Raw genomic sequence first — 10,376 nt, 5'->3', positions numbered from 1 at the left:
TCCCACAAGACATGATCATCACCGAACAAGATCCACTTTCGCAACAGACCCTAGTGGTACCTCATGGAGTTTCGGTGTGGAGGACCGCGTTCTCTCAGGATCGGGCGACCATCCAGCCGAAGGAGTTGTCGAGGAAGCGGGGGATGTTCTGCCACCCGGTCTTGATGCTCCCCCACGTCCACACGTCGATGTCGATCCAGTTCGTACCGTCCGCTTCGACGAAGGGGCCCGTCATGAGCACGTAGTGGTCGGGCGCGGCGATCGTGGGGAACGGCACGACGGGCGACCCTGGCGCGGTCGCCAGGTCGTAGAGCGCGTTCGCGTTGACGAAGAGCACGATGTCGACGTCACTCGTGGGGATCAGGCTCAACAGGGGCGGCAGATCTGCCGGGCCGAGGACCGTGGTGTTGTCGGACACGGACGAGTACAGATTCGTGGCGGTGAGCCAACCGGCCACGGTGCCGGGGAGCGTCAGGCCGGCAACAGAGTCGCCCAGAGTGTAGGGCTGCCCGAGGTAGTCGAAGAAGATGTTCTCCGAGTCCCGCAATGCGCTCAGCAGCATCCAGTCGGTGCATTCCGGCATGGCGTGGGGATGCTGGGCGTCCGTGTTCGCGCGCAGGGTGCTGTAGTCCTGCCCCGTCAGATCCGTGTCCGGTGTCACGACCAGAGATCCGATCGACGCCGAGCCGCCGCGGAGCATGTTGCACGTGAAGGACGCCGCGGCGACCGGGTCCCGCGCCAGCCAGGTACGGAAGAAGACCGCAGGCGCGCAGGCGTTGAGTCCGCGTTGGTCGAGCAGATTCGGGTTCTGCAGCAGCGCCTGCAAGCGCTGGATCACGGCGTTGCGGTCGAGGCCCCAGGCGACGGACTGGTCCGGTTGCGTACGGAACGCTTCAACGTCGGCCAACGCTGTGATGACATCGCTCATGGGTCTGCCTTTCCGTCTGTTCCGAAAGGGCAGGGGTGGTGAAGCCGGAACGGCAACCGGGCCGAGCTGCCGGTCGCCGTCACTCGGGCAGTGGGAGGTACCCGCTTCGCGCACGCGGCCCGCTGCTTCCAACGTACCTCGGGTCACATCGGCTTGCTCATCGAGTTCAGCCCCGGCGTCGTCGCGTCCGAGCCAGCTCCCCCGGGATCCCGCCCGGTCGCACGGGACCCGTACAGGAACGCGTCATCGGCCGTCGCAGGGACGGCCGATGCCTGGACGGGACCCCCGGCACCGGGCAACCCGGATGCGCCACAGTGGCGCTGAGTGCGGGTGAGGCGGCCGGATACCGGATCCCGGGGGGACCTGCTCAGCCGCCGCTCTTGCGCCTGAACGACCGCTGGCTCGCGGCCGGGCCGTGCGCCGCACGTACCTTCGACGCGTCGGGGTTGGCGGCGGTGTCGGCGGCGTCCGCCTGCGCACCGCGCTTGCGCGCCAGGGCTTCGCGGAACTTGCGCTTGAGGTCGTAGTTGCCGTCGCTGTCCGGCGCCAGAGGGGACGTCTCGGCGGCAGCCGGCTCCGAACCTTCGGTGGATACGGGCTCTGCGGACATGGTGACCTCCTGGGTTCGGGGGTGGGCGAGCACAGCTTGTCATGCCGGGCCCGCTGCGGGGCCCCGGCAACATCATCCAGCCCCGTTTCGGCGGGTGTCCGGCTCTCAGCCGTTGCGACGCACGAGGGCGGCCCTGCGGGCCTCGGCGAGCTTGCGGGCCTCGCCGGCCTTCCGGGACTTGCCGCCGGCGCCGCGGGAGGTGTCCTTGCTGGTGCCGAGGCCGCGGAAGGGAGTGTTGGTGTTCTTGGGCCGGGGGACGGCGGGCCCGCCGTCGAGCGGGGTACCGGAGGGAGCCTTGGCGCCGGTGATCCGGCTCAGCGCCGCCTCGCCCGAGCGCACCTTGGTCACGGTCGGCTCGATCCCGGCTTCGGCCATCATGCGGCTCGTCTCGCGGCGCTGGCCCGCCAGCACGAGCGTGACCACGCTGCCCGACTCACCGGCGCGGGCGGTGCGGCCCGCCCGGTGGACATAGTCCTTGGGGTCGGTGGGCGGGTCGACGTTGACCACCAGATCGAGGTCGTCGACGTGCAGGCCACGGGCCGCGACATTGGTCGCCACCAGAACGGTGATCTGGCCGTTCTTGAACTGCGCCAGGGTCCGTGTGCGCTGCGGCTGGGACTTGCCGCTGTGCAGGGCACCGGCGTGCACCCCGCTGGCCCTCAGGTGCCGGGTGAGCTGGTCGACGGCGTGCTTGGTGTCGAGGAACAGCAGTACGCGGCCGTCGCGGGCGGCGATCTCCGTGGTGACGGCGTAGCGGTCGGGGCCGTGGACGACCAGCACGTGGTGCTCCATGGTCGTGACCGTGCCCGCGGACGGGTCGACCGAGTGGACGACGGGGTCGTGGAGGTAGCGGCGGACCAGCTGATCGACGTCGCGGTCCAGAGTGGCCGAGAACAGCATCCGCTGCCCGTCGGGGCGCACCTGGTCGAGCACGTCGACGACCTGCGGCAGGAATCCCAGGTCGCACATCTGGTCGGCCTCGTCCAGGACCGTGATCTTCACCCGTCCCAGGCGGCAGGCGTTGCGCTCGATCAGGTCGTGCAGGCGGCCGGGGGTGGCGACGACCACCTCGGCTCCCTGGCGCAGCGCGGCGATCTGCCGGCCGATCGACATGCCGCCGACGACCGCGGCCATCCGCAGGCGCAGTGCCTCGGCGTACGGCGCCAGCGCCTCGGTGACCTGTTGGGCCAGCTCCCGGGTGGGCACGAGGATCAGGGCGAGGGGCTGCTTCGGTTCGGCGCGCCGCCCGGCCGTTCGTGTCAGGAGCGGCAGGCCGAAGGCGAGCGTCTTGCCCGATCCGGTGCGCCCGCGCCCCAGGACATCACGCCCCTTCAGGGCATCGGGCAGCGTGGCGGCCTGGATCGGGAAGGGTTCACGCATCCCGAGTCCGTCCAGTGTCCGCAGCACCTCCGCCGGCAGTTCCAGACCGGCGAAGGAGACGACGGCCGGGGGCGGCGCCGGGGTCGCGGCAGGGGACTGGGCGGGACCGCCGTGAGCGATGCCGGAGTCGTCGGGATGCTTCATGAACAGCCTTCCGCAGGGGAACGTACCGAGGAAGGCCCGGCAGGACGGAACAGCTCACAGCCCACGCACAAGCGGAACCGAACAGGCAGAATCGCCCACCGCGACGACCACGCAAACGCATGACTCTAACACAGGGCATAACGTCGCGCCGTGATACCGATCACCTACGGATCAGGGTGCTGACCTGTGGAAACACCCGATTCTCCTCGTCCGCGACGGAACCCGGAAGGCGGCCGAGGACGTCGCAGTGACGTCGAGTGGCACGAAGGAGTGGTCGTGATGACGGAGAACTGCGGACGGGGTCGGGGGTCCCGGCCCTGGCTCACGGCCGCCCTGGTTGCCCTCTCCTGGCTCCTGACCGCCTGCGGGGGCAGCGGCCCGAGCTCTTCGGGAACCCCCGGCCCGCCGTCCGCGCCAAGGTCGGCGACGTCACCGCCGTCGCCGCCCACCCCGTCACCTCACGGGACGGCCGCCGCGTCCCCGGGATGCGTGGCGGGCTCAGCGACCGTCGTCCACGGCTCCGGCGACGCCTCCGTCCGTGGACTGTGCGTGCGATCCGGTACGACCGTGACGGTCGTCCTGAACCCGCGTGCCCAGGGCCCCTGGCCCCAGCCGCGCAGCAGCAACCCGATGCTGGCGCTGGTGCCCTCCTCCGCCACCGACAGCAGGGGCGTCACCCGGGTCGCGGTGCGTGCCGCGCGGATCGGCGCGGTGACCGTGACCTGGGGGTCCGAGAGCGCACCGCTCTTCACGCTTCACCTGAGTGTGGCCGCGTACCCGGTGCGGTGAGCCCGGCCGCCGGCGGGCCGGACGGCCGGCCGGACCACGACGAGGGGGCCGGCCTCAGGCCGGCCCCCTCGGGGATCCTCGGGGAGTCAGTCACCATCCCCCGTATCCCCCACCGTGGTCGCCGTCGCCGTGACCGTAGCTGTAGTCACCGTAGTATCCGTGGCCGAAGTCCCCGTAGCCTTCGTCGCTGTAGCCGCCGTACCCGCCGCGATCGCCGCCTCCGTAGCCGCCGTGATCGCCGCCTCCGTAGCCGCCGTGATCGCCGCCTCCGTAGCCGCCGCCTCCGTAGCCGCCGCCACCGTGGCCACCGCCACCGTGTCCGCCGCCGCCGTGGTCGCGCGCGAAGTCGGTATAGGCGACGGAGTGACTGGTCTGATGGGCGAGATGAACGGCGTCCACCGGCGCGGCCGGCGCGGCGACGGCCGCGGTCGCGGCACCTCCGAGAGCCAGCGCGAGACCCGCGACAGCGGCGAGGGGCCATGTGACGTTACGCATAGTGATTCTCCTGAGAAGTCCGAACTATCCGATTTGTTGCGTTTTCACGTTCCACGGTGCTCTCGCGGACAGCACAGGACAATCAGGCAAGCGGTAACCGGCTCTACCTGCCAGCTGCAATACCCGGACTAGCGGTCGCGCAGGCCGAGGTGGCGGTCGGGGTTCACGACCGTGGACAGGCCGTTGAGCAGGAGGCGGGTGCCGCCGCGCAGGTGGGCGACGTCATCGGCGCCGTCGCCCGTGGGCACGAGCCAGGTGTACTGCTCGGTCCACGTCAGACGGGAGCCGGTGGCCTCGCCGGACAGCTCCACGGTGACGAGGGAGATCCAGCGGCGGCTGCCGTCGACCTCGGCCTCGTAGACGTAGACGATCCGGGTGTCCGGCACGATGTCCAGGAACCGGGAGCGGTAGGCGAGGCGCTGCTCGGTGTCTCCCGAGACGTAGAGATTGCGGGCGGTCTCGCCGCCGCCGACCCGGAAGTCCAGTTCGTGCTCGGCGGTGGCGGAACCACCGGGGAGGCGGAACCAGCGGCTCCGCAGGGACGGGTCGGCGAAGCCGCGGAAGACCTCGGCCGGCGTCACCGTGAAGTCCATGTCGACGGAGAACGAGCCGTGCCGGGCGGCAGACACCGGGCCGGTGGCCGTGGCGGTGACCGCCTCCGCCCGCGAAGGGTGACCTGCGTCCATGGGCTCAACCTAACACGGGCGCGACGGCCGCCGGGCGGACGGATGAAGTCCCTCAAGTACCGTCATATACCGTCGACTTCAGTCCCGTTCTCGGCAGCCGGCTCGAGTGGCGATCCCGCCGGCCGACACGGCGATCCGGACGGGTGCGCGGCGGGCCGGCTCAGCGCGCCCGGCCCACCGCGCGGCCGGCCAGCAGGTCCCGCACCTCCCGGGCGTTGCGCCGGCTCACGGCGAGGACCCGGTCGCCGATCCGGACGGTGAGGTTGCCGCCGTCCACGCGGAGTTCCTCGATCCGGCCGAGGGCGACGAGACGGCTGCGGTGGATCCGCACGAAGCCGCGCGAACGCCACTGCTCCTCCAGGGTGGACAGCGGTATCCGCACCAGATGGCTGCCCCGGCCGGTGTGCAGCCGCGCGTAGTCGCCCTGGGCCTCGACGTAGGTGATGTCGGCGAGCGGCACGAACCGGGTCACCCCGCCCAGTTCCACGGGCACCTGGTCGCCGACGGCGGGAGCGGCGGGTGTGAACGCGGCCGGGCGGGGCCCCTGCCCGGCCCGGACCAGCTCGGCGACCCGTCGTACGGCCTCGGCGAAGCGCTCTGTGCGGAGCGGCTTGAGCAGGTAGTCCACGGCCTTGAGGTCGAAGGCGCGCACCGCGAAGTCCTCGTGGGCGGTGACGAAGACGATCAGCGGCGGAGCGGCGAACCCGCCCAGCAGACGGGCCAGTTCGAGTCCGCTCAGACCGGGCATGTCGATGTCGAGGAAGACGACGTCGAAGCCCTCCGTGCCGTCCGGGCTCCGCGCCATGGCCCCGCTCAGCCGGCGCAGCGCCTCGGTGGCCTCCAGGGCGGCCACGGCCGTACCGACCCGCGGGTCCTCCCCCAGCAGGTACAGCAGTTCGTCGAGCGCGGGCTGCTCGTCGTCCACGGCCAGGACGCGCAAGGGCACGTCGGTCACCCCCATGTCTCCGGCAGCTCCCCTCGTCCGCGACCGTGCCCCCATCGTGGTCCCCGCCGGTCGTCGCCGTCGAGATCGCGGACGGCGGTGTGTCCCGGCCGTGACCGGGTCGTGCCCACCGGGTTGTCCTTCCCGCTGGAGGCCCTTACTTGAGGCCCCACACTTGAGGCCGCTACTTGAGGCCGCTACTTGAGGCCGCTGAGCATGACCCCGCGGATGTAGTACTTCTGCAGCAGCAGGAAGAGGGTCAGGACCGGCAGGACGCTCAGGACGAGGCCGGCCATGACGATGGGCATCGTGCGGGCCGGGTCGACGTAGTCCTGCAGCAGCTGGATGCCGACGGGCAGGGTCATCACGTCCGGGTCGGCGGTCGACACGAGCAGTGCCCAGATGTACTCGTTCCAGGCGTCGACGAAGGTCAGCAGCCCGAGTGTCACCAGGACCGGCTTGGTCTGGGGCACGACGATCCGCCACCACACGGCGAACTCGCCGGCGCCGTCGATGCGCGCGGCCTCCAGGACCTCGTCCGGGATCGAGATCATGAACTGGCGGGTCAGGAAGATCCCGAAGCCGTTGACGAGGAACGGCATGGCGAGCGCCACGATGCTGACCGTGAGGCCCGCGCCGCCGCGCCCGAGCAGGTCGTTGCCGCCGGCCAACGGCCAGTGCACCAGGATCAGGAAGTGCGGGACGAAGAAGAGGAACGGGGGGAACATCATCGTCGACAGGACGAGGCGGAAGACGAAGTCCCGGCCGGGGAACCGGAGTTTGGCGAGCGCGTAGCCGGCGAGTGACGAGGTGAGCAGCACCGATCCGGTGATCAGAGCGGTGGCGACCACGCTGTTGCGGAAGAGCACGGGCAGGTCGAGCTGGTCGATCGCCGCCCGGTAGTTGGACAGGTCGAACGCCTGGGGCAGGAACCGGTACGGCAGCGTGCCGGCCTCGCCCGGCCCCTTGAAGGACGTCATCACCATGTCGAGGAACGGCACCACGGTGAGCACCGCTCCGGTGACGACCAGCAGGTACGACAGCCACGGGAAGCGGCGGCGGTTCACGCGTCCTCCCCCTTGCGCCGGAAGATCCACAACTGGGCCAGGGTGACCGCGAGAACCACCAGGAACAGCACGAAGGCGGCGGCGCTCGCGGTGCCCCAGTCGCCGTAGGCGAAGGCCTGCCGGTACATCTCCAGCGCGGCCACCTCGGTCGCGTCGCCCGGGCCTCCCCTGGTCATCACGATGATCAGCGCGAACGACTGCAGGCCGGTGAGGAACTGGGTGACGCACACGAACAGCAGGGACGGCCGCAGCAGCGGCAGCGTGATCTTCCAGAAGACGGTGACGGGCCCGGCGCCGTCGAGCGCGGCGGCCTCGTAGTAGGACTCGGGTACGGCCTTCAGCCCGGCGGTGAGAATGAGGATCGCCGAGCCGACCGAGGCCCATGCCTGGACGACCACGACCGCGGGCAGCGCGGTGTCCGGGTCCTGGAGGAAGGCCACCGAGTGGAGCCCGAGGGCGTTGAGGACGCCGTTGACCAGGCCGCCCGGCTCGTACATGTACTTCCACACGTTGCCGACGGCGACGACGGTCGTGACGATCGGCAGGAAGTACAGGGTGCGCCACAGCCCCTGGAACCGCAGCTTGTCGATGCAGGTGGCGACGAGTACGGAGCCGGCGAGCGCGAGGGCCACGGTGCCCAGGGCGAACAGCAGCGTGTTGGTGAGGACCGGCGTCAGGAACGTCGCCCCGTCCGCGAACAGGCCGGCGAAGTTGTCCAGGCCGACCGGGTCGATGTCGCCGAGGTCGAACCCGGTCCAGCGGGACATCGACAGCAGCAGCGCGAAACCGAGCGGCAGGATCAGGAAGACGGCGAAGAAGAGCAGCGTCGGCGCCAGGAAGAGATAGGCGACGAGGGTCTGGCGGCGCCGGGCCCGGCCGCGGCCGTCGACGGCCGCGGCGGCGGTCCGGGAGCTGTGCGCGGCCGGCCCGGTCGTCTCCGGTGCCAGGGTGTTCACCATGAGCGCGCCACCTCCTGGTCCACCTGGCGTCGGGTGGTGCGCAGGGCCTCGTCGACCGACTGCCGGCCGGTCCACAACGCCTCGATGTTCTCGCGCAGCAACGACTTGGCCTGCTGTGCGCCCGGCACGTTCGGCTCCGGCACCGCGTACGCCAGCGCGTCCAGGAAGGGGCGCAGGTTCGGGTCGCCGCCCGCGCCGAGAAGCGTCCGCATGTCGCCGGCGCGGCCGGTGAGGGAGCCCACCGACACCTGCAGGGAGCTCATCCGGGTGGCTGTCGCGCCCTTCCCGGCTCCCCGCACACCGGTCTTGCCGGTGTTGAGCCAGCGCAGGAACTCCCATGCCTCGCGCGGGTGGGCGCTGGCCGTGTTGACCCCCATCATGAAGCCGGTGCAGAGCGTGGCGTGCGCGTCGCCCGCCTCCACGACCGGCACGGGCGCGACGCCCACATCGCGGTAGTCCCCGCCCATCAGGGACTTCAGGCTCGCGGTCCACCAGCCGGCGCTGATCACCATGGCCACCTGTCCGGACGGGAACGCCTTGTAGACATTGACGCCGGGGGCGCTCGCGCCCCCGGCGACGAGGCGGTGCTCCAGGTCGAACACGGCGCGTCCGGCCGGCGAGTCGATGGCGGTGCTGCGGCCGTCCGCGGTGACGAACCGCCCGCCGGCGGCGCTGAGCAGGGCGAGCGTCTGGCCGACCGTGGTGGAGTCGTCGTAGGTCGACAGCCCGAACCCCTGGACCAGTGTGTTGCCGTACCGGTCGCGCCTGGCGGTTCGGCGGGCCGCCTCCTCCAGTTCGCGCCAGGTGCGCGGCGGGCCGTCGACGCCGGCCGCGCGCAGCAGCCGCTTGTTGTAGTAGAGGGCGTAGGTCTGCACCTCGGTCGGGTAGCCGTAGACCTTGCCGCCCACCGAGGCGGCGCCGACCGCGGCCTCGCCATAGCCGCGTCTGATCTCCTCGGCGTCCTCGGGCGGGGCGGCCCGCAGGACGCCGGCGCGGACGAGCTGGCCGTTCCACAGGCAGTACGGGTGGAGGATGTCCGCGCTCCGCCCGGCGGCCTGCCGGACCGTGAACGTGGTCAGCAGGTCCGTGAACTCGACGGCCTCCGTGCGCACCTTGACCCGGTCGTGGGTGGCGTTCCACTCGTCGACCGGGCCCTGCAGGGCCGCCTTCAGCTCCCCGCTCGCGTAGTGCGAGAGCAGGGTGAGGACGATCGGGTCCCCGGGCCGCCCGGTGCCCCGGTGCGGTGCGGCGCATCCGGAGGCGAGCAGCGCCGAGGGGAGGGTGAGGGCGAAGTGACGGCGGCTCAGGCCGCGGGTGGCCGCGGCCGGCCGCCGGCCGCCGGAGCGGGCCGGCGTCATCCGGCGGCCTGCCGGCGCATCACCCGGAACCGCCGGGTCGTGGTGAACCCGGCCTTGCGGTACAGGTGGCCCGCCGGGGACTGCTCGCCGGTCCACAGGAACCACGCGGAGTGCGCGCGGCGCGCCCGCATGCGTTCCAGGACCAGGTGGAGGAGGACTTCCCCGAGTCCGGTGCCGCGGGTCTCCTCCAGCACCCCGATCGGGCCGAACCGCTCGTCCACGGACTCGAAGGCGCCGTGCATCGCCCAGCCGACCATGCGCCCCGACGGGTCGCGGGCGGTGACGATCCGGTCGAGCGGGGTGCCCGCGGCCAGACTGTCCCGGATCGTGCAGGCCCAGTCCGGGCCGAAGTGGTTCCCGGCGAGCGCGAGGAGGTCCACCAGGTCGTCGTCGGCGGGGGTGGAGAACCGGTAGCCCCGCGCCGTCAGTCCGTCCAGGCGGCGGGTGACGTCCTCCGGGACGCGGTAGCCGACCAGGCCGCGGTCCATCGCCGCCGCCTCGTACAGGGTGCGGAAGCCCAGGGACTCCAGGAGCCCGGCCGCCTCCGGGTACGCCTCGGCGTCCAGGCCGGGGAAGACGTAGTTGGGGGTGTACGAGGAGAAGTCCACCCGGGTGCGGCCGTGGCGGTGGAGCCAGTCGAGGGCGTCGGTCAGCAGCCGGCGGCCGATGCCGCGCCCGCGGGCGGCCGGGTCGACGAAGAAGAACGGGATCCAGCCCTGCTCCGGCTCCAGGTCGGTGCCGGTCATCGGCCGCAGACGGCGCACGGCGTAGGCGGCGCCGACGACCCGGTCGCCGTCGACGGCGACCCGGAGCCCCTGCGGGTCGAAGTTGGGGTCGAGCAGCACCAGGGAGCGGAAGCGGTCCGGGGTGATGGGGTCGGCCGGTGCACCGCGGCGCCACGCCTCCACCAGCCGCGGTCCGTCGCCCGCGCGGAAGCCCCGCGTCCCGGCCCGGGTCGTGGTCGTGCGATCGGTCATCGGCGGGGGTGTCCTTCCCTACGGGCGGCGCGGACGGCAG

Annotated in this window: 11 protein-coding genes; 1 reads left to right on the top strand and 10 read right to left on the bottom strand. The window is 71.7% G+C overall.

Features of this window, described 5'->3' with window-relative positions:
* Positions 1–94: 94 nt before the first annotated feature.
* The 3 genes from AB0B40_RS27630 to AB0B40_RS27620 form a co-directional block, all read right to left on the bottom strand.
* On the bottom strand, positions 95–928 hold the full coding sequence (locus tag AB0B40_RS27630) for a hypothetical protein (RefSeq protein ID WP_345053897.1): 834 nt from the start codon (positions 926–928) through the stop codon (positions 95–97).
* 367 nt (positions 929–1,295) lie between these two features.
* Positions 1,296–1,538, bottom strand: a complete 243-nt coding sequence (locus tag AB0B40_RS27625) for a DUF5302 domain-containing protein (protein ID WP_362266127.1) — start codon at positions 1,536–1,538, stop codon at positions 1,296–1,298.
* 105 nt (positions 1,539–1,643) lie between these two features.
* A complete protein-coding gene (locus tag AB0B40_RS27620; protein ID WP_362266125.1) occupies positions 1,644–3,062 on the bottom strand; it encodes a DEAD/DEAH box helicase in 1,419 nt (472 codons plus the stop codon).
* A 489-nt stretch (positions 3,063–3,551) separates the two neighbouring features.
* Here AB0B40_RS27620 and AB0B40_RS27615 point away from each other — a divergent pair, with 489 nt between their 5' ends.
* Entirely contained in the window at positions 3,552–3,851 is a 300-nt protein-coding gene (locus AB0B40_RS27615) for an acetyl-CoA synthetase (protein ID WP_345053905.1), read from the top strand.
* A gap of 90 nt (positions 3,852–3,941) precedes the next feature.
* Here AB0B40_RS27615 and AB0B40_RS27610 read toward each other — a convergent pair whose 3' ends face one another.
* The 7 genes from AB0B40_RS27610 to AB0B40_RS27580 all read right to left on the bottom strand — a co-directional run bounded on the left by AB0B40_RS27610 (position 3,942) and on the right by AB0B40_RS27580 (position 10,336).
* Positions 3,942–4,346, bottom strand: coding sequence for a hypothetical protein (locus AB0B40_RS27610; protein ID WP_362266123.1), 405 nt, complete (start codon positions 4,344–4,346; stop codon positions 3,942–3,944).
* A 128-nt stretch (positions 4,347–4,474) separates the two neighbouring features.
* Positions 4,475–5,032 (bottom strand): SRPBCC domain-containing protein, encoded by a 558-nt coding sequence (locus tag AB0B40_RS27605; protein ID WP_345053909.1) that lies wholly within the window; start codon positions 5,030–5,032, stop codon positions 4,475–4,477.
* A 160-nt stretch (positions 5,033–5,192) separates the two neighbouring features.
* Positions 5,193–5,993, bottom strand: coding sequence for a LytTR family DNA-binding domain-containing protein (locus tag AB0B40_RS27600; RefSeq protein ID WP_345053912.1), 801 nt, complete (start codon positions 5,991–5,993; stop codon positions 5,193–5,195).
* Positions 5,994–6,172: 179 nt separating this feature from the next.
* On the bottom strand, positions 6,173–7,042 hold the full coding sequence (locus AB0B40_RS27595; RefSeq protein WP_345053914.1) for a carbohydrate ABC transporter permease: 870 nt from the start codon (positions 7,040–7,042) through the stop codon (positions 6,173–6,175).
* On the bottom strand, positions 7,039–8,001 hold the full coding sequence (locus tag AB0B40_RS27590) for a sugar ABC transporter permease (protein WP_362266121.1): 963 nt from the start codon (positions 7,999–8,001) through the stop codon (positions 7,039–7,041). Before AB0B40_RS27590 ends, AB0B40_RS27595 begins: the two co-directional genes overlap by 4 nt.
* Positions 7,995–9,359, bottom strand: coding sequence for an ABC transporter substrate-binding protein (locus AB0B40_RS27585; RefSeq protein WP_362266119.1), 1,365 nt, complete (start codon positions 9,357–9,359; stop codon positions 7,995–7,997). The genes AB0B40_RS27590 and AB0B40_RS27585 overlap by 7 nt, the downstream gene beginning before the upstream one ends.
* Positions 9,356–10,336: a GNAT family N-acetyltransferase gene (locus AB0B40_RS27580; RefSeq protein WP_345053921.1), complete on the bottom strand. Its 981-nt coding sequence runs from the start codon at positions 10,334–10,336 to the stop codon at positions 9,356–9,358. The genes AB0B40_RS27585 and AB0B40_RS27580 overlap by 4 nt, the downstream gene beginning before the upstream one ends.
* Positions 10,337–10,376: the final 40 nt, after the last annotated feature.

Source organism: Streptomyces sp. NPDC042638, assembly GCF_040647235.1.
Lineage (GTDB): Bacteria > Actinomycetota > Actinomycetes > Streptomycetales > Streptomycetaceae > Streptomyces > Streptomyces rameus.
The sequence above is the reverse complement of the archived record's forward strand: the minus strand, read 5'-3'. Positions and strand labels throughout refer to the sequence as shown.

Excerpts from the sequence above, each read along its gene's own strand:
- AB0B40_RS27590 (WP_362266121.1), bottom strand. The coding sequence starts at position 8,001 with ATGGTGAACACCCTGGCACCGGAGACGACCGGGCCGGCCGCGCACAGC.
- AB0B40_RS27585 (WP_362266119.1), bottom strand. The coding sequence starts at position 9,359 with ATGACGCCGGCCCGCTCCGGCGGCCGGCGGCCGGCCGCGGCCACCCGC.
- AB0B40_RS27600 (WP_345053912.1), bottom strand. The coding sequence starts at position 5,993 with ATGGGGGTGACCGACGTGCCCTTGCGCGTCCTGGCCGTGGACGACGAG.
- AB0B40_RS27580 (WP_345053921.1), bottom strand. The coding sequence starts at position 10,336 with ATGACCGATCGCACGACCACGACCCGGGCCGGGACGCGGGGCTTCCGC.
- AB0B40_RS27620 (WP_362266125.1), bottom strand. The coding sequence starts at position 3,062 with ATGAAGCATCCCGACGACTCCGGCATCGCTCACGGCGGTCCCGCCCAG.
- AB0B40_RS27630 (WP_345053897.1), bottom strand. The coding sequence starts at position 928 with ATGAGCGATGTCATCACAGCGTTGGCCGACGTTGAAGCGTTCCGTACG.
- AB0B40_RS27605 (WP_345053909.1), bottom strand. The coding sequence starts at position 5,032 with ATGGACGCAGGTCACCCTTCGCGGGCGGAGGCGGTCACCGCCACGGCC.
- AB0B40_RS27625 (WP_362266127.1), bottom strand. The coding sequence starts at position 1,538 with ATGTCCGCAGAGCCCGTATCCACCGAAGGTTCGGAGCCGGCTGCCGCC.
- AB0B40_RS27610 (WP_362266123.1), bottom strand. The coding sequence starts at position 4,346 with ATGCGTAACGTCACATGGCCCCTCGCCGCTGTCGCGGGTCTCGCGCTG.